Source organism: Pseudomonas sp. LBUM1647, from assembly GCF_059716175.1.
In genome coordinates, this window is record NZ_CP166809.1 from 6216026 (window position 1) to 6240662 (window position 24637).

General features: G+C 59.7%; 21 protein-coding genes. 9 read left to right on the plus strand and 12 right to left on the minus strand.

Translation table 11 applies throughout. The annotated features are described in order from the left end of the window. Positions 1 to 40 precede the first annotated feature (40 nt). The 9 genes from ACA059_RS28810 to ACA059_RS28850 all read right to left on the minus strand — a co-directional run bounded on the left by ACA059_RS28810 (position 41) and on the right by ACA059_RS28850 (position 10826). Positions 41 to 859 (minus strand): phosphoglycolate phosphatase, encoded by an 819-nt coding sequence (locus ACA059_RS28810; protein ID WP_497631828.1) that lies wholly within the window; start codon positions 857 to 859, stop codon positions 41 to 43. After that, positions 856 to 1530 carry a ribulose-phosphate 3-epimerase gene (rpe, locus tag ACA059_RS28815; protein ID WP_008027088.1) on the minus strand — a complete coding sequence of 225 codons (675 nt, stop codon included), beginning with the start codon at positions 1528 to 1530 and terminating at the stop codon, positions 856 to 858. The genes ACA059_RS28810 and rpe overlap by 4 nt, the downstream gene beginning before the upstream one ends. Before the next feature lie 80 nt (positions 1531 to 1610). Then, the gene (locus ACA059_RS28820; RefSeq protein ID WP_497631829.1) at positions 1611 to 2759 is read right to left on the minus strand and encodes an iron-containing alcohol dehydrogenase; all 1149 of its coding nucleotides are present in this window, start codon (positions 2757 to 2759) and stop codon (positions 1611 to 1613) included. A 222-nt stretch (positions 2760 to 2981) separates the two neighbouring features. Continuing rightward, positions 2982 to 3806, minus strand: a complete 825-nt coding sequence (locus ACA059_RS28825; RefSeq protein ID WP_497631830.1) for an ABC transporter permease — start codon at positions 3804 to 3806, stop codon at positions 2982 to 2984. Between the two features lie 12 nt (positions 3807 to 3818). Next, positions 3819 to 5066: an ABC transporter permease gene (locus ACA059_RS28830; RefSeq protein WP_497631831.1), complete on the minus strand. Its 1248-nt coding sequence runs from the start codon at positions 5064 to 5066 to the stop codon at positions 3819 to 3821. A gap of 169 nt (positions 5067 to 5235) precedes the next feature. Next, the gene (locus ACA059_RS28835; protein WP_282381942.1) at positions 5236 to 6279 is read right to left on the minus strand and encodes an ABC transporter substrate-binding protein; all 1044 of its coding nucleotides are present in this window, start codon (positions 6277 to 6279) and stop codon (positions 5236 to 5238) included. 49 nt (positions 6280 to 6328) lie between these two features. After that, positions 6329 to 7453 carry an ABC transporter ATP-binding protein gene (locus ACA059_RS28840; protein ID WP_497631832.1) on the minus strand — a complete coding sequence of 375 codons (1125 nt, stop codon included), beginning with the start codon at positions 7451 to 7453 and terminating at the stop codon, positions 6329 to 6331. Between the two features lie 343 nt (positions 7454 to 7796). Then, on the minus strand, positions 7797 to 8426 hold the full coding sequence (locus tag ACA059_RS28845) for a response regulator (protein ID WP_003210977.1): 630 nt from the start codon (positions 8424 to 8426) through the stop codon (positions 7797 to 7799). Further along, the gene (locus ACA059_RS28850; RefSeq protein WP_497631833.1) at positions 8427 to 10826 is read right to left on the minus strand and encodes a PAS domain-containing sensor histidine kinase; all 2400 of its coding nucleotides are present in this window, start codon (positions 10824 to 10826) and stop codon (positions 8427 to 8429) included. It abuts the gene before it with no gap. 73 nt (positions 10827 to 10899) lie between these two features. On the opposite strand from ACA059_RS28850, the gene ACA059_RS28855 reads away from it, so the two are divergent. Further along, positions 10900 to 11889: an alpha/beta hydrolase family protein gene (locus tag ACA059_RS28855; RefSeq protein ID WP_497631834.1), complete on the plus strand. Its 990-nt coding sequence runs from the start codon at positions 10900 to 10902 to the stop codon at positions 11887 to 11889. Between the two features lie 107 nt (positions 11890 to 11996). Here the strand turns inward: ACA059_RS28855 and ACA059_RS28860 are convergent, their stop codons facing one another. From ACA059_RS28860 to ACA059_RS28870, 3 genes are read right to left on the minus strand one after another with little or no spacing between them, the layout of a single operon-like run. Continuing rightward, entirely contained in the window at positions 11997 to 12764 is a 768-nt protein-coding gene (locus ACA059_RS28860; RefSeq protein WP_497631835.1) for a TerB family tellurite resistance protein, read from the minus strand. Between the two features lies 1 nt (position 12765). Next, complete coding sequence (murU, locus tag ACA059_RS28865; RefSeq protein WP_046045378.1) at positions 12766 to 13437, minus strand: N-acetylmuramate alpha-1-phosphate uridylyltransferase MurU; 672 nt, start codon at positions 13435 to 13437, stop codon at positions 12766 to 12768. After that, on the minus strand, positions 13434 to 14453 hold the full coding sequence (locus ACA059_RS28870) for an aminoglycoside phosphotransferase family protein (RefSeq protein ID WP_497631836.1): 1020 nt from the start codon (positions 14451 to 14453) through the stop codon (positions 13434 to 13436). The genes murU and ACA059_RS28870 overlap by 4 nt, the downstream gene beginning before the upstream one ends. 130 nt (positions 14454 to 14583) lie before the next feature. On the opposite strand from ACA059_RS28870, the gene ACA059_RS28875 reads away from it, so the two are divergent. From ACA059_RS28875 to ACA059_RS28910, 8 genes are all read left to right on the plus strand, one after another. Further along, positions 14584 to 17385: an LPS-assembly protein LptD gene (locus ACA059_RS28875; RefSeq protein ID WP_497631837.1), complete on the plus strand. Its 2802-nt coding sequence runs from the start codon at positions 14584 to 14586 to the stop codon at positions 17383 to 17385. Next, positions 17366 to 18682 carry a peptidylprolyl isomerase SurA gene (surA, locus tag ACA059_RS28880; protein WP_497631838.1) on the plus strand — a complete coding sequence of 439 codons (1317 nt, stop codon included), beginning with the start codon at positions 17366 to 17368 and terminating at the stop codon, positions 18680 to 18682. The genes ACA059_RS28875 and surA overlap by 20 nt, the downstream gene beginning before the upstream one ends. Then, a complete protein-coding gene (pdxA, locus tag ACA059_RS28885) occupies positions 18679 to 19668 on the plus strand; it encodes a 4-hydroxythreonine-4-phosphate dehydrogenase PdxA (protein WP_497631839.1) in 990 nt (329 codons plus the stop codon). Before surA ends, pdxA begins: the two co-directional genes overlap by 4 nt. Continuing rightward, complete coding sequence (rsmA, locus tag ACA059_RS28890) at positions 19665 to 20483, plus strand: 16S rRNA (adenine(1518)-N(6)/adenine(1519)-N(6))-dimethyltransferase RsmA (RefSeq protein ID WP_497631840.1); 819 nt, start codon at positions 19665 to 19667, stop codon at positions 20481 to 20483. Before pdxA ends, rsmA begins: the two co-directional genes overlap by 4 nt. 121 nt (positions 20484 to 20604) lie before the next feature. Then, positions 20605 to 20985: a Co2+/Mg2+ efflux facilitator ApaG/CorD gene (apaG, locus tag ACA059_RS28895; protein WP_008147202.1), complete on the plus strand. Its 381-nt coding sequence runs from the start codon at positions 20605 to 20607 to the stop codon at positions 20983 to 20985. Then, positions 20985 to 21866 (plus strand): symmetrical bis(5'-nucleosyl)-tetraphosphatase, encoded by an 882-nt coding sequence (locus ACA059_RS28900; RefSeq protein ID WP_497631841.1) that lies wholly within the window; start codon positions 20985 to 20987, stop codon positions 21864 to 21866. The genes apaG and ACA059_RS28900 overlap by 1 nt, the downstream gene beginning before the upstream one ends. Positions 21867 to 21899: 33 nt before the next feature. After that, complete coding sequence (gene glpE, locus ACA059_RS28905) at positions 21900 to 22229, plus strand: thiosulfate sulfurtransferase GlpE (RefSeq protein WP_008147200.1); 330 nt, start codon at positions 21900 to 21902, stop codon at positions 22227 to 22229. A 295-nt stretch (positions 22230 to 22524) separates the two neighbouring features. Further along, positions 22525 to 24447, plus strand: coding sequence for a PrkA family serine protein kinase (locus tag ACA059_RS28910; RefSeq protein ID WP_008147199.1), 1923 nt, complete (start codon positions 22525 to 22527; stop codon positions 24445 to 24447). Positions 24448 to 24637: the final 190 nt, after the last annotated feature.

Here is a 24637-nt window from a genome sequence, read left to right on the forward strand (position 1 = left end):
TCAGGTATGCAAACGCGCCGGTATACCGGCCAGGAACAAGTCAGGCGCGCCAACGCCAGCGGGCCAGGGCCTTGATGACTTTCATCCAGAGTTTGCGAGTGACCACCACGATGGCGTTTCCAGAAGGGGGTTGAACAGCGTCGGGCAACGTTATCTCAGCGGCCGGATCCAGGCAACCGGGAATTAACTTGCGCAGATCGTCGATCACCAGCGCCGGCGACTCTTCGGCAATCGGCCGGCCATGGTTATAGCCATAGCTGAGCGCCACACATTTGACTCCCGCCGCTTTCGCCGCCAGCACATCGCTGCGTGAATCGCCGACGAACAAGGATTGCGACGCCGGGATGTTGGTCATTTTCATCACGAAAAACAGCGCTGCCGGGTCCGGCTTTTTCTGGGGCAGGGTGTCGCCGCCGATGATCAAGCGAAAGTAACGACCGATTTTCATCTGATCCAGCAGCGGCGCGACGAAGCGCTCCGGTTTGTTGGTGATCAGCGCCATCTCGACACCCTGCTTGTGCAGCCATTTCAGGGTGTCGCGCACGCCGGGGTAAACCACCGTCAGCTCGTGACCGTCCTCATAAAAGCCGTTGAACAGCTCCAGCGCATGCTCGGCCTCGACCTCATCGACACCCTCGGCGTCGATGTGGTTGGCCAAGGCCCGGCGTACCAGCGTGTGCACACCGTTGCCTACCCAATCACGCACCGATTCGATGCCGACAGGTTGACGCCCGAGTTTGAGCAGCATGTTATCCACAGCCGCTGCGAGGTCGGGGACCGAATCGACCAGCGTGCCATCCAGATCGAACATCACCAGCCGTGGCAGAGACCCCGGGAACAACTGCTCAAAGCCACTCATGGGCGGGCCAGCGCCAGTTCGGAACGCATCTTTTCAATCACCTCTTGGTAGTTCGGTGCATTGAAGATCGCCGAGCCGGCGACGAAGGTGTCAGCGCCAGCAGCGGCGATTTCACGAATGTTGTTCACGTTCACGCCGCCGTCGATTTCCAGGCGGATGTCACGGCCGGAAGCATCGATCAGCGCCCGCGCTTCACGCAGCTTGTCGAGGGTGCCGGGGATGAACTTCTGCCCGCCGAAGCCCGGGTTGACGCTCATCAGCAGGATCATGTCGACCTTGTCCATCACGTACTTGAGCACGTCCAGCGGGGTCGCCGGGTTGAACACCAGGCCCGACTTGCAGCCACCTTCGCGGATCAGTTGCAGGGAGCGGTCGACGTGCTGCGAGGCTTCCGGGTGAAAAGTGATGTAGGTCGCGCCGGCTTCGATGAAGTCACCGACAATGCGGTCCACCGGGCTGACCATCAGGTGCGCGTCGATCGGCGCGGTCACGCCGTACTTGCGCAGCGCGGCACACACCATCGGGCCGATGGTCAGGTTCGGCACGTAGTGGTTGTCCATGACGTCGAAGTGCACGAAGTCGGCGCCAGCGGCCAGGACGTTGTCCACTTCTTCACCCAGGCGGGCGAAGTCGGCGGAGAGAATCGACGGAGCAATTACGAAGGGCTGCATGACGCACCTTTTTTGAGCAGAATCACGATGGCGCGCATTGTATACCTCATGCTTTGACCCGCGCACCGTGGCCGCGATGATCAGTACGCCGCTCGGTAGATCTTCTCGATATCGACGGCACTCAATTTGCGCGGATTGTTGCGCATCAGGCGCTCAATTCCCGCTGCCTCCACCGCCATGGCCGGGATGGCGTCTTCGGGAACGCCGAAGCTGCGCAGGCCCGGCGGGATTTCCACCGCAGCGCACAACTCGGTCATCGCCTCTACGGCCTTGTCCGCCGCGTCGTTGGCGCTCAGATGAGCGGTCTTCACCCCCATGGCCTCGGCGATATCTTGCATGCGCTCCACGCAGGCCATTTTGTTCCAGGTCATGACATACGGCAGCAGCAAGGCGTTGCTGACGCCATGGGCAATGTTGTAACGGCCTCCCAGCGGATACGCCAGCGCGTGCACCGCGCCGACCCCGGCATTACCAAACGCCATACCGGCCATCAGGCTGGCGGTGGCCATATCTTCGCGGGCCTGGAGGTTGGACGGATTGGCGTAAGCCTTCGGCAGCGCCTTGGCGATGAGTTTGATAGCGCCGATGGCCAGCGCGTCGGTAATCGGTGAGGCGTTCAACGACAGGTAGGATTCGATGGCGTGCACCAGTGCATCGACGCCACTGGCGGCAGTGACACTGCGCGGGCAGGTCAGGGTCATTTGCGGGCTGACCAGCGCCACGTCCGGTAATAGATAGTCGCTGACGATGCCTTTCTTCAGCTGCGCGACCTTGTCGGAGAGGATCGCCACGTTGGTGACTTCCGAGCCTGTGCCGGCGGTGGTCGGAATGGCGATCAGCGGCGGGCCTTTGCGCGGCACCTGATCGATGCCGAACAGATCCTCCAGCGCCCCGTGATAACCGGCATAGGCCGCAACACTTTTAGCGATGTCGATGGCACTGCCGCCGCCCAGGCCGATCAGTCCGTCGTGCCCGCCCTCGCGGTAGACCCGCATGCAGTCTTCGACGATGGCAATTTCCGGGTCTGGCAATACTCGGTCGAAAATTTCGTAGGTTCGGTCGCCCAGCTGCGCCAGCGCCAGCTCGACCGTGCCGGACTTGACCAGTGCGGCATCGGTGACGATCAACGGGTTGTCGATGTCCAGGCGTGTCAGTTCAGCCGCCAGTTGCTCGATGGCACCTGCGCCGGTGATCAGTTTGTGAGCGATTTTGAAAGAGGAAATACTCATGTGCGCAGCCTCTTATAGATAGGGGAGCTGGGCACAAGAGTAGCTGGGGATTGGGGTTTGTCTGCTATTCAGGCCGTGAATGACCCGCGCCCCCGAAAACCACACAAAACCCTGTAGGAGCTGTCGAGTGAAACGAGGCTGCGATCTTTTGATCTTGTTTCTAAAAAGCAAAATCAAAAGATCGCAGCCTCGTTTCACTCGACAGCTCCTACAGAGACCGTGTCAGACCTGGGCGGTACGCAGTTTTTCGCTACGGCCGCGCAGCCATTCCAGGGTCAGCAGCAGGATCACCGAGAAGGCAATCAGCAACGTCGCCGCCGCCGCGATGGTCGGGCTGAGGTTTTCGCGGATACCGCTGAACATCTGCCGTGGCAGGGTCGCTTGTTCAGGGCCGGCGAGGAACAGCGTCACCACCACTTCATCGAACGAAGTCGCGAAGGCAAACAGCGCACCGGAAATCACGCCAGGCGCAATCAGCGGCAACGTCACCCGCCGAAACGCCGTCAGCGGTGAAGCACCCAGGCTCGCAGCAGCACGCACCAGGTTTTGGTTAAACCCCTGCAAGGTCGCCGATACCGTGATGATCACAAACGGCACGCCCAACACCGCATGCACAACGATCAGCGAGAAGAAGCTGTTACCCAGCCCCAGTGGCGCGAAGAACAGATAGCTCGCCACACCGATGATCACCACCGGTACCACCATCGGCGAAATCACCAGTGCCATCACCAGCGGCTTGCCGGGGAAGTCGCCCCGCGTCAGGCCGATGGCCGCCAGCGTACCGAAGATCATCGCCAACACAGTCGCCGCCGGAGCGACGATGATGCTGTTCTTCAGCGAACGCATCCACTCGGCCGAAGCAAAGAAGTCCTGGTACCAGTGCAGCGAAAAGCCTTGCAACGGGTACACCAGAAAACTCCCGGAGTTGAACGACAACGGGATGATCACCAGCACCGGCAGAATCAGGAACAACAAAATCAAGCCGCAGAGAATCCGCAAGCTGTAGAACCACACCCGCTCAATGGGCGACATATAAGGACTCAGCATTTCGTTCTCCCCTTAGCTCAGGCGCAGGCGACTGGCGCCCACCAGCCAGTTGTAAATCAGATAAAGCACCACGGTCGCCAACAGCAGCAGCCCACCGAGTGCGGTCGCCATGCCCCAGTTGATGCTGGTGTTGGTGTAGAAGGCGACGAAGTAACTGACCATCTGATCGTTCGGGCTGCCCAGCAACGCCGGGGTGATGTAGTAGCCGATGGCAAGGATGAAGACCAACAGGCAACCGGCGCCAACACCGGCGTAGGTCTGCGGGAAGTACACCCGCCAGAAACTGGCGAACGGGTGGCAGCCGAGGGAAATCGCGGCGCGCATGTAGGTGGGCGAAATGCCTTTCATCACGCTGTAGATCGGCAGAATCATGAACGGCAGCAGGATGTGCACCATGGAGATGTAAACCCCGGTGCGGTTGAACACCAGCTCCAGCGGTTTATCGATGATGCCCATCGCCATCAGGCCGCTGTTGATCAAGCCACCCGATTGCAGCAACACGATCCACGCGGCGACCCGCACCAGGATCGAAGTCCAGAACGGCAGCAGCACCAGAATCATCAGCAGGTTGCTTTGCCGCGATGGCAGGTTCGCCAACAGGTAGGCCAACGGATAAGCCAGCAGCAGGCAGATCACGGTGATGATCAGCCCCATCCAGAAGGTCCGGGCGAAGATGTCGAGGTAGATCGCCTGATCGGGCGTGGCCGGGGCGATTTCACCGAGGTCGTCGATACGGTGATCGACCGCCGCCAGCAAGTAATAAGGCGTGATGCTGCTGGTGTTGCGGCGCACTGCTTGCCAATAGGCCGGGTCGCCCCAGCGCTCGTCGAGACCTTCCAGCGCTTCTTTATAAGAGGCAGGTTCGGTGGCGAACGGTAAGGCACGTGCAGTTTTGGTCAGCAGGCTGCGGTAGCCGGCCAACTCCATGTTCAAGCGCTTGGACAGATCGCCCAAGGTCTGATTCTTGCGGGCTTCAGCCAGGTCTTCGCTGGCGGCCTTGTAAACCGGCTCAGCGGGCAGGCCTCGGCCATCCCAACTGGCGATAGCCGCCACGGTGCGCGGCATGCCGCCGACCACTTCCGGGTTACCAACGCTTTTGTAGAGCAGCGCCACGATGGGCACCAGGAACACCAGCAACAGAAACAGCACCAGGGGCGCGATCAAGGCCTGGGCCTTCCAGCGGTTGATCCGCTCGGCGTGCTTGAGCCGCTGCTTCAAGGTGGGGTCGGTGCCCGCGTTCAGGGGAATGGCGGTGGCCATGGCGTACTCCGGAAATCTTTGGATGGGCGGCATCACATAGCGTGATGCCGCATTGCATCAACTCTTGAAGCAAACACCAGCCCTGTAGGAGCTGGCGCAACCTGCGATCTTTTGGCGGCTTTGAGACCGCTGAAGATCAAGATCAAAAGATCGCAGCCTTCGGCAGCTCCTACTTCGCAGCCCAGGAATTGAAGCGCTGTTCCAGTTGCTCGCCGTTGTCAGCCCAGAAGCTGACGTCGATCTGCACCTGGTTGGCGATGTTTTCCGGGGTGGTCGGCATGTCTTTCAGGACATCCTTGGCCAGCAACGGTACGGCTTGAATGTTGGCCGGGCCGTAGGCGATGTTTTCCGAGTAGGTCTTCTGCTGCTGCGGCTGCACCGAGAACGCGATGAATTTCTTCGCCGCCTCAGCGCGTGCCTTATCCAGACCTTTCGGGATGGCCCATGCGTCGAAGTCGTAGATACCGCCGTTCCACACCACTTTCAGGTTGCTTTCTTTCTGCACGGCAGCAATCCGGCCGTTGTAGGCCGAGCTCATGACCACGTCGCCGGAAGCGAGGTACTGCGGCGGTTGCGCGCCGGCTTCCCACCACTGGATGCTTGGTTTCAGCTCATCAAGCTTCTTGAACGCGCGGTCCTGACCATCCTTGCCGGCCAGTACTTTGTAGACGTCTTTCGGCGCAACGCCGTCGGCCATCAGAGCGAATTCCAGGGTGTACTTGGCGCCTTTGCGCAGGCCACGTTTGCCCGGGAATTTCTTGGTGTCCCAGAAATCCACCCAACTGGTCGGTGCGGAAGCCAGTTTGTCGGCGTTGTAGGCCAGCACGGTCGACCACACGAAGAAGCCCACGCCACATGGCTGGATGGCGCCTTTGACGTAGTCTTCGGACTTGCCGAACAACTTTGGATCAAGCTGCTCGAACATGTCTTCGTCGCAACCACGGGACAGTTCTGGCGATTCAACTTCTACCAGGTCCCAGGACACGCTCTTGGTGTCGACCATGGCTTTGACCTTGGCCATCTCACCGTTGTACTCGCCCGCCACGATCTTGCCGTTGCCTGCCGCTTCCCACGGTGCGTAGAAGGCTTTGACCTGCGCTGCCTTGTTCGCCCCGCCAAAGGACACCACGGTCAGGTCCGGGCCCGCCGCCATTGCGTGCGCCGCACCGATCATGCCCATGACCAAAGCGGTGAATTTCAGGGATCTCAACATTTATTGTTCTCTCCACGTGCAGGGTTGGTGTTGTTGAAGCAGGGGGCGATCAATGCGCCTCTAGAAGTGGGTCGAGCGCGCGAACGTGTTCGACCTGCCAGCCAAGCGGTACTACGTCGCCGACGGCCAGCGCGGGATCGAGCTCGGCAATCGGTTGTTTCACAAAGAAATCGGTCTTGCCGCAGACTTCCAGGCGAACCCGGACGTGGTCGCCCAGATAGATGAATTCCTCCACCCTCCCTGAGAAGCGGTTGACGCATTGATCGCTGGCGCCGTTGAGGCTAATGCGCTCGGGACGAATCGACAGCGTGACGGGTTCGCCGGTCTTGCCGACGTTGACCGCCAGGGCCTCAACCTTTTCACCGCGCGCCAACTCAACCACGCAGCGGTCGCCGGTGTGGCTGTGCAAGCGGCCGTTGAGGCGGTTGTTCTCGCCGATGAAGTTGGCGACGAAGGTGTTTTTCGGCTCTTCGTAGAGGGTGCGCGGCGGCGCGATCTGCTGAATCTCGCCCTGGTGGAACACGGCCACGCGATCGGACATGGTCAGGGCTTCGCCCTGGTCGTGGGTCACGTAGACCACGGTCACGCCGAGGCGCTGATGCAGGTGCTTGATTTCCATCTGCATGTGTTCGCGCAATTGTTTGTCGAGTGCACCGAGGGGTTCGTCCATCAGCACCAGTTGCGGTTCGAACACCAACGCCCGGGCCAGGGCCACACGCTGCTGCTGACCGCCGGACAGTTGTGCCGGATAACGCTGGGCGAAGGTGTCGAGCTGAACCATGCTCAGGACTTTTTTGACCTTGTCGCTGACATCGCTCTTGTTCAAGCCGCGTACGGTCAGCGGGAACGCCAGGTTCTCGGCAACGGTCATGTGCGGGAACAATGCGTAGTTCTGGAACACCATGCCGATGTCGCGCTTGTGTGGCGGCACGTTGTTGATGGAACGCCCGGCCAGCTGGATTTCGCCAGCGGTCGGCGTTTCGAAACCGGCGAGCATCATCAGGCTGGTGGTCTTGCCGGAGCCGGACGGGCCGAGCAAGGTGAGGAATTCGCCTTTGCGAATCTCCAGGTTGAGGTCTTTGACGATCAGGTTCTCGCCGTCGTAGCTTTTTTGTACTCCACGAAAGCTGACCAGAATATCGCTGGCCCCTGCGTTTGAATCGACCTGGCTCATACCCACACCTTTGTTGTGATGACTGCTGTGGACTAAGCCTAGTGGACGCTGCCGACCACGCAAATCGGGGCGCAGGAGAGAATGGCCTCAGCGGGATGGAAGGTTGGGGGTAGGGATTGCCCTACAAGGATGGCGGGATTGGATAGGGGCAGTGGCGAGCTTGAAGCTGCAAGGCACAAGAACGGGCAAAAGCGGCTTTAAAGGTATGTCGCAAATGGATACGCGGACGCGGTCATGTAGGAGCTGCCGAAGGCTGCGATCTTTTGGCGCCCTCACTTTCACTGAAGATCACGATCAAAAGATCGCAGCCTTCGGCAACTCCTACACGGGATCGCGTGCAGCATCAGAGCAGTTTGTGCTCCATGGCGTACTTCACCAGTTCCGCCAGGGAGGTGATGTTGAGTTTCTGCATCAGCCGCGCCTTGTGGGTGCTGATGGTTTTACTGCTCAAGGCCAGTTGCTGGGCGATGTCGTTGACGTTGGCGCCTTGGGCCAGACGTTCGAACACCGAGAACTCGCGCTCGGACAGCAACGAGTGCAACGGTCGCGAATCGGTCAGGCCGACTTCGAAGACCATACGGTCGGCCAGGTCCGGGTCGATGTAACGCCCGCCCGCCGCGACCTTGCGGATCGCCGTCAGCAGCAGCGCCGGATCGCTATCCTTGGTCGCATAACCGGCGGCGCCGACCTTCAACGCGCGCGCGGCCATTTGTGCTTCGTCGTGCATCGACAACACCAGAATCGCCGGCGGATTGTTCAGCGCGCGAATCCGCGGAATCGCCTCCAGCCCGTTAACCCCGGGCATGGAGATGTCCAGCAAGACCACTTCGCAGGGAACATGACGCAAGGTCTCGAGCAACTGCTCGCCATTGCTCGCCTCCCCCACCACCAGCAAATCCTTGGCCAGGCCGATCAATTGCTTGATGCCTTCGCGGACGATGGTGTGGTCTTCGGCTACCAGTACACGGATCACTTACTTCTCCTCATCCAGCGGCACTCGCACGCTCAGGGTCGTGCCTTCACCCGGTTCACTCTCAAGCGACAATTGCCCGCCCATGATCAACACTCGCTCGCGCATGCCGACCACCCCGAAGGAGGTTGACCTACCGGTGGCAGGGACAAATCCTACGCCATCATCGCTGACGGTCAGACACAACTCGTCGCCTTCCAGCGCCAATGTCAGTTCGACAGTATGCGCCTGGGCATGGCGCATGACATTGGTCAGCGCTTCCTGAAGGATCCGGAACAGGCCAATCGCCTTGGCATCACTGAGCACCGGCAGATTCTCCGGCACCTGCACCAGACACGGAATCTGCGTGCGCGCCTCGAATCGGCGGGCCTGCCACTCGATGGCCGAGGCAATCCCGGCGTCGAGAATCGGCGGCCGCAGCGCCGTGGCTACATCGCGAACCAGTTGGAACAGCTGAGCGATCAAGCGCTTCATGCTGTTCAAGCGTTCATTCAGACCGGGATCGAGCTGGGCGTAGGCCAGTTCACACATGGATGTTTCCAGCTTCAGCACGGTGAGCATCTGACCCAGCTCGTCGTGAACTTCCCGGGCGATGCGGGCCTTTTCCTCTTCCCGCACGCTCTCCAGGTGCGCGGACAACTCACGCAACTGCTCGCGAGAGCTGGCCAGTTCCAGTTCGATGCGCTTGCTCTCGCTGATGTCCCAGACGATCCCGTCCCAGACATAGGCGCCGTCTTCGAGTCGGCGGGTGATGGCCTTGATTTCGGCCCAGCGCTGTTCGCCCGAACGGGTGAGAATCCGTCCCTGCCACAACCAGTCACTGTCGGTATCCAGCGCATGGTCCTGGGTTTGGTGATAACTGACCTTGTCGTCCGGGTGCACCAGGCTGCGCAGACCTTTGTCGCGATGGGCCAGGGTGGCCGGTGAGTAACCCACCAGGCTCTCGCTGCCTTCACTGATGTAGGCAAAGTCGATCTGCCCCGTCACCGGTGCCCGCTCCAGACGAAAGACCAGTCCTGGAACGTTGGCGGCGATCCCTTGCAGACGCGCCTCGCTTTCCTGCAACGCAGCCAATGCACGGCGGCGCTCGGTGACGTCATTGAGGTAGACCACCAGGTATTCGCTGTCGCGAAATCGCAAAAAGCTCAGCGAAACATCCACCGGCAAATTGCTGCCATCCGCCCGTACGCAGTTGGTTTCGAAACTTTGCGGGCCTTCCTCGCTGGCCCGGGCGCGTTTCCACAGGTTCAGCCAGCGGTCCATATGCAAGCCGGGGTCGAAGTCGATCAGCGGCCGATCAATGATCCCGCCCGCCGGATAACCCAGCATGGTTTCGGCCGCGCGATTGGCGTAGCGCACATGGCTGTCCCAGTTGACCCAAAGGATGCCGACAGTGCTCTGGTCGATGGAAAACTGGGTGAGGCGCAAGGCTTCTTCGCTGGCGGCACGCAGGGCAATGTCTTCGCGCGCTGCCCGCAAACGATGCTCAAGACTGTGCTGCTGCCGACGCTGCCAGAACACGATGGCCATGCTGCTCAGCATCAACACCGCCAACAGCAGGCAGAGGTTTTGCCAGAACCCCGGAGACTCGGTCAGCCTCGGGTATTTGGGTTGGAGCCATTGGTTGTGCAGTTGCTCCAGGTCCTTGGCCGGGATCGCCCGCAGCGCGCTTTCGACGATGCCGGCCAGTTCTGGCCAATCCCGGCGCGTGGCCACCCGCAACAGTTGCGGCAAGCCGATATCACCGACCACCACCAGCCCGGCGAACTCAGGTTCGGCGGACAAACGCCCCAGCTGCGCTTCGTCGACCACGGCGTAACTGGCCTGCTGACTCAGCAACAGTTGCAGTGCCTGGCGCTCGATCGGTACGCCTTGAAGGTTCAGGTGCGGGTAATTGCTGCGCAGGTAATCGGCGTTGGCGCCGGGCATGCGCACGGCGACGCGGGTCTGGCTGTCGAGTTTTTCCAGCTCTACCACGCCGGTGCTTTTCTGGTCGCTGACCACCAGTTGCGGCACCCGCATATACGGGTCGGAAAACTGCCAGAGCCGCAGGCCACCGGGGGTTTGGGTCAGCCCTGGAGCGATGTCGATTTCACCCTCGCGCGCGGCGGCTTCCAGTTGCGCCAGGTCGGGAAAGTTGCGCCAGCTCAGCTCGACTTTGAGCGCCTTGGCCAGCCACTTCATCAGTTCGACATTGACCCCGGACAAACGCTGCAAGCGGCGATCGTATTGGGCGTAGGGCACTTGCAACACCAGCCCCACTCGCAATTCGCCATGTTGCGCCAGCCATTGCTGCTGGCCCGCGGACAATTGCGCGACGTGCACCGGTGGCGTGGGAGCCGCCCAGCCCATCAAGGGAAACCACAAACAGCCGATAACCCACAGGCAGCGAAAACGCATCATCGAAGTCTCACACACTGACAAATACTGACCAACCCATTAGGCTGCCGGAATAACTTCTGGCCTGGAATATCCGATGCCCCCTGTCTACCGCCTGGCACTGCCAGCATTGTGCCTGTCGCTGATCCTGCCTTGTGCCTTTTCCGTCGAGGCCGCCGACCCGGCGCCTGCCACTACGGGAACACCCGCCGAAGAAAAACCGGTCGAGCGCCAGCCGCTGCGTGAGCGTAGTCAGGAAGAAGCGAGCGCACTTGAGCGACAGATCCCGGCTCAGGAACAGCAGCAACTGCAAGCGGGCAGCGACACGTTTCTGGCCTTGTGGAAACCGGCCAACACCGCCGACCCCAAAGGCGCGGTGATTATCATCCCGGGCGCCGGCGAAACCGTTGACTGGCCGCAAGCAATCGGTCCATTGCGACGTAAATTGCCGGACGCCGAATGGAGCAGCCTGAGTATCACCTTGCCGGACCTGCAAAGCGATGCCATTGCGCCGCGTATTGTAGAAGTGGCACCCACACCAAAAGCCCCTGACACCGGCAGCAAAGACTCGACCACCGCCGCGCCCATCGAACAAGCGGCGGGCGGCGAAGCGGAGGTGGCGGACAAAGCGATCACCGAATTCACCGAGGAACAGGCCAAAGCCGATGCCGAACGAATTTTTGCCCGCATCGACGCCGCCATTGCCTACGCCGAACAGCAAAGCGCTCGCCGCATTGTCGTGCTGGGGCATGGCACTGGCGCTTACTGGGCCGCGCGCTACCTGAGCGAGAAGCAGCCCCCGCAAGTGGAGAAGTTTGTGATGGTCGCCGCTCAGATGCCGGCGAAAGCCAAACCAGAGCTGGTCGAACTGACACCGACCCTGAAGCTGCCCACCGCAGACATCTTCTATATGGACAAGCCGCTGGATCGCAACCTGGCGCTGGAACGCTTGCAAGCCAGCAAACGTTTGAAGACTTCGGGGTTCAGTCAGGTTTCGCTCAAGGCTTTGCCGGGTAATTCCAAGGCTGAGCAAGAGCAGCTTTTCCGTCGGGTGCGGGGCTGGTTGAATCCACAGAACGCGAATTAAGCAAAAGCAAAAGCAAAAGATCGCAGCCTGCGGCAGCTCCTACACCGGGTTATACGTACACCTGTAGGAGCTGCCGCAGGCTGCGATCTTTTGATCTTCCGGGGCCACTACCGAAAATCCCGCCGCTCGCGAATCAATGTGTAGGCGCTATGCAGTTCGCGAGTCTTGTCAGTGGCTTCGCGCACCTGCAGCGCCGTCGCACCGCTGCCGGCGATCTTGTCCGGGTGATGGCGACTCAGCAGGCGTCGATAAGCACGCTTGATCTGCGCCGGCTCGGTAGTCGCCGAAACGCCCAAAAGCCGCAGAGCGTCTTGATAGGTCAGCGCGCTGCTGGCCTGTGCAAACTTGTGCTGCTCGTAATCGGCCGACAGCGCCTGCACCTGTCGTGACGTCCAGCCCAGCCATTTACCCCACTGCCTGATCAGCTCTCGTTCAGCACTGCCGGCGCGGCCATCCGCCCAGATCATCCGCCAACAGGCGCGCAAGACGCCTTCGGCCGCATGGGGCTGAGCGCTCAAGCGGCGCAAATAACCGCGCAACCGGTCATCTCCCGACTTGCCGCGATTGAACGCGGCAATGGCCCGACGCTGGGCCGACTCGGTCATATCCAGCGAACGCATTTCCTGACGGGCCTGCTGGATGTGGCCTTCCACCACCCGTCCATCGCACTTGGCCAGCCGCCCCAACAACACAAACAGCAGTTCATCATTGCGCAGCACCGAGCGGCCACCGAGCTTTTCTCGCAAATGCGCCCAGCTCTGTATGTGCAAGTGCCGATCCAGCACCTGCCCCAACAAGGCGCCCAGCATGGCCCCCGGAATGCTGGCGATGTAAAAGCCCGCTCCGGCTCCAATCAGAGTCGCTGGCCACAGCATGTCAGCGTCTCGCTTCTAACAGGGTTTCGACTTCAGCCAGACGTTCGTGAGTGCCAACATCCACCCAATGTCCATTCAAGTGCTCGCCGGTGACGTGCCCATCGGCCATAGCCTTGCGCAGCAGCGGTGCAAGCTTGAAGGCGCCGGCGGAGCAACCGTCGAACAGCTGCGGGTGCAGGACCGCGATGCCGCTGTAGGTCAGGGTTGCAGTGTCCGGTTGACCGTCGCGTACTTGCCCGTCGATCAGGCTGAAATCGCCGGTCGGATGATGGGCAGGGTTGTCCGCCAACACCAAATGCGCCAGCCCGGTGATGGGTTGGTGCAACACGCTGAAGTCGTAGTCGGTCCAGATGTCACCGTTGACCACCATAAAGGCCTCGTCACCCAGCAACGGCAGCGCGCGGAAAATCCCGCCTCCGGTTTCCAGTGGCTCACCTTCCGGCGAGTACTGAATACGTACGCCGTATTGCGAGCCATCACCCAGGTAGTTTTCGATCAGCTGGCCGAGCCAGGCATGGTTGATCACCACCTCGGTAAACCCCGCCACCGCCAAGGCTTTCAAGTGATACTCGATCAACGGTATACCGCCAGCGCGAACCAGCGGTTTCGGCGTGGTCAGGGTCAGCGGGCGCATGCGCTCGCCTTTGCCTGCCGCCAGAATCATTGCCTTCATGCATTCGCTCCAGCACGCAGACTCATCAGCAACACATCCAGCTCGGCCAGTTCAGGACGGCGGGCGATGACGGCGTCTATATAAGCAAAGAAGCGCGGTACATCGCCGAGATAGCGCGGCTTGCCGTCGCGGTGGCAGATGCGGGCAAAGATGCCGATCACTTTCAGGTGCCGCTGCACGCCCATCAGGTCACTGGCACGCAGGAAATCCTCGAAGTCGGGCTGAACCGGGATCCCGAGATCGCCCGCTTGCTGCCAGTAAGCTTCCAGCCAGCCGCGTACACGCTCCTCGGGCCAGCTGAGGAACGCATCCTTGAACAGGCAGGTCACGTCGTAGGTCACGGGACCATAGACTGCGTCCTGGAAATCCAGCACGCCGGGATTTGGCTCGCTGAGCATCAGGTTGCGCGGCATGTAATCGCGGTGCACCAGCACTTTAGGCTGGGCCAGTGCGCTGTCGATCAATAGCTCAGTCACGTTCTGCCAGAGCATTTTCTGCGCCGAGTCGAACTCGATGCCCAACTCGCGCTTCACGTACCACTCAGGGAACAATTCCAGCTCGCGTCGCAGCAGCGCCACGTCATAACTTGGCAACGGTGCAACCATCGGCAACTGCTGAAAAGCCAGCAGCGCTTGCAGGGCATCCTTGAACAAATCGTCGGCATTTTCGCTGTCGATCACGTCCAGGTAAGTCTTGTTGCCCAGGTCATTGAGCAAAAGAAAACCACGTTCGAGGTCTTCGGCATAAATTTTCGGAACATTTATTCCGGATTTCGCCAGCAAAAAAGCGATATCCACGAAGGGTTTACAGTTTTCCTGGGGCGGTGGCGCGTCCATCACGACGAAGCTTCTGCCCTCGCCTTCCCAGCGGAAATAACGTCGAAAACTCGCATCGCTACTGGCCGCGGTCAACGTGGCCGGGGGTACGGCACCCCAACCCTGTTCTGCAAAGAGGACAGCCAATTGCTCATCGAGCCAAACTTTCAGGTGTTGCAAACGTACATCTTGGTCAGGCATTGCAAGGGTCTCCGACGGCGCTAGCCGTCAAGCGGGTCATGCTTTATTATCCAGCATCTTTTTCAGACCATCGAGAGGCGTGCGGCCCACACCGCGGGCAGATGGCACGCAGGAAGCCCGGACTAATAAGATGGCATTGAAATCCCCCGCGTTTCGTAAAAAATTTCCGTTGTTGGTTACCGGCAGTCTGCTGGCCCTGCAACCTCTAGCCACTTCGTTCGTGGTTGCCGCGGAACAGTATGACTGCTCAGTCTCTGCTTCGGGTGCCTGGAACTGTGCGCCAAAATCTCCAGCAGCTGCGCTGCCACCTCGCCCCGTCCATGACGGCAGCGCGGCGGTAAGCACGAGCGGCGAGACTCCGGCTGACAGCGGTTTAAGTCAAGACACCGGCGCCAAGCCTGTGCTCGTGACCGATTCCAAGGGCCGCGGCCTGAAGTCGCGTAGCGAAGACTACAGTCACCTCGATTGGGTTCCGCGCGAGAAGCTCACTGCAGCGCAATTGGCCGAAACCGGTCCTTACTGCGCTGGTTCCTATATCGAACCGATTCGTCCTGGCATGAATGACAAGACGAATAAAAGTGACGCTCCGACCTTTCTCGGCGCCAAAGCCTCTCGCTATAAGCAGGATGAGCAGGTCGCGACCCTGGCGGGTGACGTGGTCATGCGTCAGGGCAGCATGCAGGTCGAAGCCGACGAAGCGAACCTCTACCAGGCCGAGAGCCGTGGCGAACTGAGCGGCAACGTCCGTGTTCGCGACAACGGCGCACTGATCGTGGGCGACCACGCCGACGTGCAGCTCGACACTGGTGAAGCCAAGGTCGACAACGCCGAATACGTGATGCACAAATCCCGTATCCGCGGTAATGCGCTGTACGCCAAACGTGCCGAGAACGCGATCATCCGCCTCAAGGATGGTACGTACACCACGTGCGAACCGGACAGTAACGCCTGGCAGCTCAAGGGCAACAACATCACCTTGAACCCGGCCACCGGTTTCGGTACCGCGACCAACGTGACGCTGCGGGTCAAGGACATTCCGGTCCTGTACACGCCATACATCTATTTCCCGATCGACGACCGTCGCCAGTCCGGCTTCCTGCCGCCGACCATCGGCACCGGCACCGATACCGGCTTCATGCTGGTCACACCGTATTACTTCAACCTGGCACCGAACTACGATGCCACGTTGTACCCGCGCTACATGAGCAAGCACGGGTTGTTGATGGAAGGCGAATTCCGTTACCTGACCCCGTCCAGCGAAGGTCAGTTCGGCGCCGCGTACCTCAACGACGAAGACACCGATCGCAGTGGTCAGACCGATTACCAAAAAAACCGCTACATGTATAACTGGCAGCACAAGGGCGGTCTCGACTCGCGCGTTCTGACACAAGTCGATTACACCAAGATCAGCGATCCGTATTACTTCCAGGATCTGGAAACCGATCAGATCGGGGTAAAAAGCTCTGACTTCGTGAACCAGCAGGGTTCTGTCACCTATCGTGGCGACAGCTACACCGCTCGCTTGAATGCACAGGCTTATCAGCTTGCGACGGTTTCGGACATCACGCCGTATGACCGCTTGCCGCAGATCACTTTCAATGGTCAGCTGCCGACTCACCCTGGTGGCCTGAATTTCGACTACGAGACAGAAGTCGTACGGTTTGACCGTGATTTGAAGGACGGTAACTTCGTAAACGAAGATGGCACCGTCGAACCGCGTCTTGATAACAACGTTACAGGACTGGCACGTGCCAACGGCGACCGTTTGAATCTCAAACCGGGTGTCAGCCTGCCGTTGGACTGGACTTATGGCTTCGTGAAGCCATCGCTCAAGTACCAGTACACCCAGTACCAACTGGATCTGGACGGTACCGGCAAAAGCCAGATTGACGCGCAAACCGCGGAGCAGCAAAAGCTCAACGGTACCTTCAGCAGCAGCCAGAACCGTGGCGTGCCGATTGCAAGCATCGACAGCGGCCTGTACTTCGATCGCAACACCCAATGGTTCGGCAAGAACTATCGCCAGACCCTCGAACCGCGCCTGTTCTACCTGTACGTCCCTGAAACGGATCAGGAAGACATTCCGGTATTCGACACCAGCGAATACACCTTCAACTACGCGTCGCTATTCCGTGACAACCGCTTCTCCGGCACCGACCGCGTCGGCGACGAGAACAAACTGTCTCTGGGCGTAACCAACCGCTGGATCGAAGACAATGGCTTCGAACGTCAACGCATCAGCGTCGGCCAGGCCTTGTACTTCAAGGACCGCGAAGTCCAGTTGCCGGGTATCGATGCAAAAACCCGCGACGACGCGCATGCCAACGTTTCACCGTATGCGCTGGAATACGAATATCGCTGGAACCGCGATTGGCGCACCACGGCCGATTACAACTGGGACCCGGACAGCCGCAGCCCTCGCTCCGGCAGCGCGATGTTCCACTACCAGCCTGAAGACAACCCGAACAAGGTCATCAACGCCGGCTATCGCTATCGCAATGACCAGGTCCGTTACGACCAGAACACCGGTAAGTGGCAAGTGGGCGGTGGTGACTACGGCACCCCAGGCCAACCTGGCTACGTGAAGGACTACTACAAGATTCAGCAGCACGATTTCTCGGTGATCTGGCCGATCGTGCCGCAATGGAACGCCATCAGCCGCTGGCAGTATGACTACAACCGTAACCGTACCCTGGAAGCTTTCGGTGGTTTCGAGTACGACAACTGCTGCTGGAAACTGCGCCTGATCAACCGTTACTGGGTCAGCTATGACGAGTTCAGTCAGAACGCCCCGGAAAACGAAAAAGGCGACCACGGCATCTTCCTACAAATTGTTCTGAAGGGACTCGGCGGCCTCACCGGCGCCAAAGTAGAGAGCTTCCTCGACAAAGGCATCCAAGGTTATCGTGAACGTGAAGACCAAGCTTTCTGATTGTCTGCGCCCGCTGATGCTGGGCGCGCTGTTCCTGGGTACCGCGGCGAACGCCGCGGTGCAGTCCATCGATAAAGTGGTGGCCATTGTTGACAACGACGTGGTCATGCAGAGCCAACTGGACCAACGGGTTCATGAAGTTCAGCAAACCATCGCCAAACGCGGTGCAGCCGCACCGCCGGCCGGCGTGCTGGATCAGCAGGTGCTCGAACGTCTGATCGTCGAAAACCTGCAACTGCAGATCGGCGAACGCTCCGGCATCCGCATTACCGATGAAGAGCTGAACCAGGCTGTCGGCACCATTGCCCAGCGCAATAACATGTCGATTGAACAATTCCGCACCGCCCTGACTCGCGACGGTCTGTCTTACGACGACGCCCGTGACCAGATTCGCCGCGAGATGGTCATCAGCCGTGTGCGTCAGCGTCGTGTGGCCGAACGCATCCAGGTTTCCGAGCAGGAAGTGAAGAACTTCCTCGCTTCCGACCTTGGCAAAATGCAGCTGTCCGAAGAATTCCGCCTGGCCAACATCCTGATTCCTACGCCGGAAAGTGCCAACTCCGACGCGATTCAGAATGCAGCCAAACAGGCAGACGCGGTTTACCAGCAGCTCAAGCAAGGCGCTGACTTCGGTCAGTTGGCAATCGCCAAATCCGCCAGTGAAACCGCACTGGAAGGTGGCGACATGGGCTGGCGTAAAGCCGGTCAACTGCCACCTCCGTTCGATCGCATGCTGAGCACCATGGCTGTCGGCGACATTACCCAGCCAATGCGCACACCGGGCGGCTTCATCATCCTGAAGATCCTCGACAAGCGTGGCGGCGAGACCCAGACACGCGATGAAGTGCACGTGCGTCATATCCTGGTCAAACCGAGTCCGATCCGCGACGAAGCAAAAACCAAAGCCCTCGCTGAGTCCCTCTACACCCGAATCGAAGCGGGCGAAGATTTCGGTGAACTGGCGAAAAGCTTCTCGGAAGATCCGGGTTCCGCCCTCAACGGTGGTGACCTGAACTGGATCGACCCAAATGCATTGGTGCCTGAATTCCGCGAAGTGATGGCCAAGACCCAACAAGGTCAGCTGTCCAAGCCGTTCCAGACCCAATATGGCTGGCACGTTCTGGAAGTCCTTGGCCGTCGTGCCACTGACAGCACCACCCAGGCCCGCGAGCAGCAAGCAATGACCGTATTGCGTAACCGCAAATATGACGAAGAGCTGCAAACCTGGCTGCGTCAGATCCGTGACGAAGCGTACGTAGAGATCAAACTCCCTGGTGCAGACCAGGCAGCGCAGTGAAACCCAAACGTTTCGCGCTGACACCCGGCGAACCGGCCGGCATAGGTCCCGACCTGTGCCTGCTGCTCGCCTCGCAAGCCCAGCCACATCCCCTGATTGCCATTACCAGCCGCGACCTGCTCCTTGAGCGGGCCGTGCAGCTGGGTGTGGTTGTCGATTTGCTGCCGGTAAACCCGGACAGCTGGCCGGATGTACCCGCGCCAGCCAACAGCCTGTATGTCTGGGATACACCGCTCAACGCCAAGGTCACTGCCGGGCAACTGGACAAGGCCAACGCGGCTTTTGTTCTCGAAACCCTGACTCGAGCTGGCCAAGGCTGCCTGGACGGGCATTTTGCCGGCATGATCACAGCCCCTGTACACAAGGGCGTGATCAATGAATCCGGGATCGCCTTTTCCGGGCACACAGAATTTCTCGCCGACCTGACCCATACCGCACAAGTGGTGATGATGCTCGCCACTCGCGGATTGCGCGTGGCGCTGGTCACCACTCACCTGCCTCTTCGTGAGATTGCCGATGCGATCACGCCGGAGCGTCTGGAACGGGTCTCGCGAATTCTGCACGCCGATCTACAAGAAAAATTCGGCATTGCCCAGCCACGCATCCTCGTGTGTGGGCTCAACCCCCATGCCGGCGAAGGCGGACACCTGGGCCATGAAGAAATCGACATTATCGAACCTACATTAGAGCGCCTGCGCGGCGAAGGAATGGACCTTCGTGGCCCCCTGCCCGCCGACACTCTGTTTACCCCCAAGTATCTGGAGCACTGCGATGCAGTGCTGGCGATGTACCACGACCAGGGCCTGCCTGTGCTGAAGTACAAAGGCTTCGGTGCGGCAGTCAACGTGACCCTCGGCTTGCCGATCATCCGCACATCGGTCGACCACGGCACTGCCCTGGACCTGGCCGGCAGCGGCAAAATCGATACCGGCAGCCTGCAAGTCGCCCTGGAAACCGCCTACCAGATGGCCGAGACCCGTTTATGACCGAGCATTACCAACACCGTGCGCGCAAGCGCTTCGGCCAGAACTTCCTGCACGATGCCGGCGTTATCGACCGCATCCTGCGCGCTATCCACGCCAAGCCCGAAGACCGTCTGCTGGAAATCGGCCCTGGCCAGGGTGCGCTGACTCAAGGCCTGCTTAACAGCGGCGCCCAGCTGGACGTGGTGGAACTGGACAAGGATCTGATCCCGATCCTCAACCAGCAGTTCGCCGGCAAGAGCAATTTCAACCTGCATCAGGGCGACGCGCTGAAGTTCGACTTCACCAGCCTGAACGCCGCGCCGAACAGCCTTCGGGTGGTCGGCAACCTGCCGTACAACATCTCTACGCCGCTGATTTTTCACCTCCTGCATAACGCCAGCCTGATTCGCGACATGCATTTCATGCTGCAAAAGGAAGTGGTCGAGCGCATGGCAGCAGGCCCTGGTGGTGGTGACTGGGGTCGCTTGTCGATCATGGTTCAGTATCACTGCCGGGTTGAACATCTGTTCAACGTTGGCCCGGGCGCGTTCAATCCGCCGCCCAAAGTCGATTCGGCCATCGTGCGCCTGGTGCCTCACGCGGTGCTGCCGCACCCGGCCAAGGATCACAAGCTGTTGGAGCGTGTCGTGCGCGAAGCCTTTAACCAGCGCCGCAAGACCCTGCGCAACACCCTCAAGCTGCTGCTGAGCAACGCTGAAATCGAAGCCGCCGGTGTTGATGGCAGCCTGCGCCCCGAACAGCTCGATCTGGCCGCCTTCGTGCGCCTGGCCGACAAGCTCAGCGAACAAGTCCTACAGACGCCCGACGCCGACTGACAGGCTATGAGCGTTATCGGGTAGGACACCAGCCTTCATGTCTGGTTTACTACCCGATACTTGGCCTAGACTGATCTCCATCAGCTACGCCCCGCGTTCCGCTTCGTTTAAGGCCTCTTGCATGTCCGATCCTCGTTACCAGGTCGACGTCAGCGTCGTCACCCGCTATCTGGCAGAACAATCGCAACCCGAGCAAAACCGCTTTGCCTTCGCCTATACCATCACCGTGCACAACAATGGCGAGCTACCGGCCAAACTGTTGTCGCGGCACTGGGTGATCACCGACGGTGACGGGCATGTCGAAGAGGTTCGCGGAGCCGGCGTTGTTGGCCAGCAACCGTTGATCGAGGTGGGCGAAAGCCACACCTACAGCAGCGGCACCGTCATGACCTCCAAGGTCGGCACGATGCAGGGCACTTATGAAATGGTTGCCGACGACGGCAAACACTTCGACGCCATCATCGCCCCATTCCGCCTGGCGGTGCCCGGAGCCCTGCACTGATGGCAACGTACGCCGTCGGCGATCTGCAAGGCTGCCTTCAAGCATTGCAATGCCTGCTCAAGCAGGTCGCCTTTGACCCGACACGGGATCGTCTGTGGCTGGTAGGCGATCTGGTCAACCGTGGCCCGCAGTCCCTGGACACCTTGCGCTTCCTCTATAGCATCCGCGAATCGCTGGTGTGCGTGCTCGGCAACCACGACCTGCACTTGCTGGCTGCCGGGAAAAACATCGAACGCTTGAAGAAGTCCGACACCCTGCTCGAGATTCTCGCAGCGCCCGATTGCGCGGAACTGCTGGAGTGGCTGCGTCAGCAAAAGCTCATGCATTACGACGAACAGCGTGATGTCGCCCTGGTACATGCTGGCATTCCGCCCCAGTGGTCACTGCGCAAGGCCTTGAAGTATGCCGCCGAAGTCGAGACTGCATTGCGCGATGACAACTTGTTGCCGCCCTACCTCGATGGCATGTACGGCAACGATCCGGCGAAATGGGACAACGACCTCAAAGGCGTGACACGCCTGCGGGTGATCACCAACTATTTCACCCGCATGCGGTTTTGTACCGCCGAGGGTAAGCTTGACCTCAAAAGCAAGGAAGGCCTCGACAATGCGCCACCGGGCTACAAACCCTGGTTTCAGCACAAAGAGCGCAAGACCAAGGGCCTGAAGATCATCTTCGGCCACTGGGCCGCTCTGGAAGGCCGATGCAATGAGCCGGGCATTTCGGCCCTCGACACCGGTTGTGTCTGGGGTGGCGCACTGACCCTCATGAATGTCGACAGCGGTGAACGCCTGTCTTGCAAATGCGACGAGCATGGCCTTGCCCTGCCGCCAGTCGCCGCACTGATCCCCGAACCATCGTCAGCCAGCGCCCCGCGCTAGACTGCGCTTTCAGCCGAGCCACAGGAGCCCGCCATGAGCGAATTCAAACGTATCCCCCCAGAACAGGCCCAGGCCCTGCGCGAACAAGGCGCGGTGGTGGTCGATGTTCGCGACCCAGCGACCTTTGCCGCACTGCACATTGCCGGCTCGAAGCATCTGGATAACCACTCCATCTCGGATTTCATCCGCGCTGCCGACCTCGACGCACCGACCGTAGTCGTCTGCTACCACGGCAATTCCAGTCAGAGCGCCGCTGCGTACCTCATTAGTCAGGGCTTCTCCGACGTCTACAGCATGGATGGCGGTTTTGAGCTGTGGCGTACGACTTATCCTTCGGAAACGGCGCAAGGCACTTCCGAATAATTTTTTTGTAACGCGCAAGCCCCGGCCCCCGCGGGCTCGCGCGGTGGCAGACGAACGGTCTGCCACAACTAATTACGTATCTCGCCTTTACCTCCCGAATTCCCAACTATCCTTAAGCGCAGGCCATCCAAAACAGGGGAGAGCCGGTACACCGGCGCGCGGGTCATCGGGAGTAGCTTTCGGGGTAGTAGCTCCGAAGGAGTTCTGGGGGGTAAACAGCGACTGCATATTCGGTCGCTGCCAGCATCGACTGAATGATCCGGCGTCGGCTCCACGTATCGAGCGAGGTGACGTCATGAGTATCTTTAGCCACTTCCAACAACGCTTCGAGTCCACACGCCAGGAAGAACTCTCGCTGCAAGAGTATCTTGAGCTGTGCAAAAGCGACCGCAGCGCCTACGCCTCCGCCGCCGAGCGTCTGTTACTAGCCATCGGTGAACCGGAGCTCCTCGACACCTCGGCCAACTCGAGGCTGTCGCGAATCTTTTCCAACAAGGTAATCCGCCGCTATCCGGCCTTTGAAGACTTCCACGGGATGGAAGAATGCATTGACCAGATCGTGTCGTATTTCCGCCATGCCGCTCAGGGCCTGGAAGAGAAGAAACAGATTCTCTATTTGCTCGGCCCTGTGGGTGGCGGTAAATCATCCCTGGCCGAGAAGCTGAAACAGCTGATCGAGAAAGTGCCCTTCTACGCGATCAAGGGCTCGCCGGTATTCGAATCACCTCTGGGTCTGTTCAACGCCACTGAAGATGGCGCGATCCTCGAGGAAGACTTCGGCATTCCACGGCGCTACCTCAACACCATCATGTCGCCATGGGCCACCAAGCGCCTGGCCGAGTTCGGCGGCGACATCAGCCAGTTCCGCGTGGTGAAGCTCTATCCGTCGATCCTAAACCAGATCGCCGTGGCCAAAACCGAGCCGGGAGATGAAAACAACCAGGACATCTCGGCACTGGTGGGCAAGGTCGATATCCGCAAACTCGAGGAATACCCGCAGAACGACGCCGACGCCTACAGCTACTCGGGCGCACTGTGCCGGGCCAACCAGGGCCTGATGGAGTTCGTCGAAATGTTCAAGGCGCCTATCAAGGTGCTGCACCCACTGCTGACCGCCACTCAGGAGGGCAACTACAACAGTACCGAAGGTCTGGGGGCAATTCCGTTTACCGGGATCCTGCTGGCCCACTCCAACGAATCGGAATGGCACACCTTCCGCAACAACAAGAACAACGAAGCCTTCATCGACCGGATCTACATCGTCAAAGTGCCGTACTGCCTGCGGGTCAGCGACGAAGTGAAGATCTACGACAAGCTCTTGTTCAACAGCTCCCTGGCCAAGGCTCACTGCGCGCCTGACACCCTGAAGATGCTTGCCCAGTTCACCGTACTTTCGCGACTAAAAGAGCCGGAAAACTCCAACATCTACTCCAAAATGCGCGTGTATGACGGCGAAAACCTCAAGGATACCGATCCGAAGGCCAAGTCGATCCAGGAATACCGCGACAACGCAGGTGTCGACGAAGGCATGAACGGCTTGTCGACCCGCTTCGCGTTCAAGATCCTGTCGAAAGTGTTCAACTTCGATCCGCACGAAATCGCCGCCAACCCGGTGCATCTGCTCTACGTGCTGGAACAACAGATCGAACAGGAACAATTCCAGGCCGAGACCCGTGAACGCTATCTGCGCTTCCTCAAGGAGTACCTGGCACCGCGCTATATCGAGTTCATCGGCAAGGAAATCCAGACCGCCTACCTCGAGTCTTACAGCGAGTACGGCCAGAACATCTTCGATCGCTATGTGCTGTACGCCGACTTCTGGATCCAGGACCAGGAATACCGCGACCCGGAAACCGGCGAGATCCTCAACCGCGTAGCGCTGAACGAAGAATTGGAGAAAATCGAAAAACCGGCTGGCATCAGCAATCCGAAGGATTTCCGCAACGAAATCGTCAACTTCGTGCTGCGCGCCCGGGCCAACAACAACGGCAAGAACCCGACCTGGCTCAGCTACGAAAAACTGCGGGTGGTCATCGAGAAAAAAATGTTCTCCAACACCGAGGACCTCCTGCCAGTCATCAGCTTCAACGCCAAGGCCAGCAAAGAGGACCAGCAGAAGCACAACGACTTCGTCACACGGATGGTCGAGCGGGGCTACACCGACAAACAGGTACGACTGCTGTCCGAGTGGTACCTGCGGGTCAGAAAATCACAATAACCCGCTGCCGGTCAGACCGGTTGTCGTCAGCCAGAGGCCTGTGTACGCATTTTCTGTTACACAGACCTCTGGAAGGTGTTCGAAAGTCGGTAGCGAGGTTCAGGCAGCGTCCAAAAGCGCTTGGGGGAGCGTGAACATCCCTTGGCACCGTCGATGCTGCATAACCGCTCGCCCCTTTCAGGACAGCTTC

Excerpts from the sequence above, each read along its gene's own strand:
- glpE (WP_008147200.1), top strand. The coding sequence starts at position 21,900 with ATGAGCGAATTCAAACGTATCCCCCCAGAACAGGCCCAGGCCCTGCGC.
- murU (WP_046045378.1), bottom strand. The coding sequence starts at position 13,437 with ATGAAGGCAATGATTCTGGCGGCAGGCAAAGGCGAGCGCATGCGCCCG.
- ACA059_RS28900 (WP_497631841.1), top strand. The coding sequence starts at position 20,985 with ATGGCAACGTACGCCGTCGGCGATCTGCAAGGCTGCCTTCAAGCATTG.
- ACA059_RS28825 (WP_497631830.1), bottom strand. The coding sequence starts at position 3,806 with ATGCTGAGTCCTTATATGTCGCCCATTGAGCGGGTGTGGTTCTACAGC.
- apaG (WP_008147202.1), top strand. The coding sequence starts at position 20,605 with ATGTCCGATCCTCGTTACCAGGTCGACGTCAGCGTCGTCACCCGCTAT.
- ACA059_RS28875 (WP_497631837.1), top strand. The coding sequence starts at position 14,584 with ATGGCATTGAAATCCCCCGCGTTTCGTAAAAAATTTCCGTTGTTGGTT.
- ACA059_RS28870 (WP_497631836.1), bottom strand. The coding sequence starts at position 14,453 with ATGCCTGACCAAGATGTACGTTTGCAACACCTGAAAGTTTGGCTCGAT.
- ACA059_RS28910 (WP_008147199.1), top strand. The coding sequence starts at position 22,525 with ATGAGTATCTTTAGCCACTTCCAACAACGCTTCGAGTCCACACGCCAG.
- ACA059_RS28850 (WP_497631833.1), bottom strand. The coding sequence starts at position 10,826 with ATGATGCGTTTTCGCTGCCTGTGGGTTATCGGCTGTTTGTGGTTTCCC.
- ACA059_RS28855 (WP_497631834.1), top strand. The coding sequence starts at position 10,900 with ATGCCCCCTGTCTACCGCCTGGCACTGCCAGCATTGTGCCTGTCGCTG.
- ACA059_RS28860 (WP_497631835.1), bottom strand. The coding sequence starts at position 12,764 with ATGCTGTGGCCAGCGACTCTGATTGGAGCCGGAGCGGGCTTTTACATC.
- ACA059_RS28820 (WP_497631829.1), bottom strand. The coding sequence starts at position 2,759 with ATGAGTATTTCCTCTTTCAAAATCGCTCACAAACTGATCACCGGCGCA.
- rpe (WP_008027088.1), bottom strand. The coding sequence starts at position 1,530 with ATGCAGCCCTTCGTAATTGCTCCGTCGATTCTCTCCGCCGACTTCGCC.
- ACA059_RS28835 (WP_282381942.1), bottom strand. The coding sequence starts at position 6,279 with ATGTTGAGATCCCTGAAATTCACCGCTTTGGTCATGGGCATGATCGGT.
- ACA059_RS28810 (WP_497631828.1), bottom strand. The coding sequence starts at position 859 with ATGAGTGGCTTTGAGCAGTTGTTCCCGGGGTCTCTGCCACGGCTGGTG.
- ACA059_RS28830 (WP_497631831.1), bottom strand. The coding sequence starts at position 5,066 with ATGGCCACCGCCATTCCCCTGAACGCGGGCACCGACCCCACCTTGAAG.
- rsmA (WP_497631840.1), top strand. The coding sequence starts at position 19,665 with ATGACCGAGCATTACCAACACCGTGCGCGCAAGCGCTTCGGCCAGAAC.
- ACA059_RS28840 (WP_497631832.1), bottom strand. The coding sequence starts at position 7,453 with ATGAGCCAGGTCGATTCAAACGCAGGGGCCAGCGATATTCTGGTCAGC.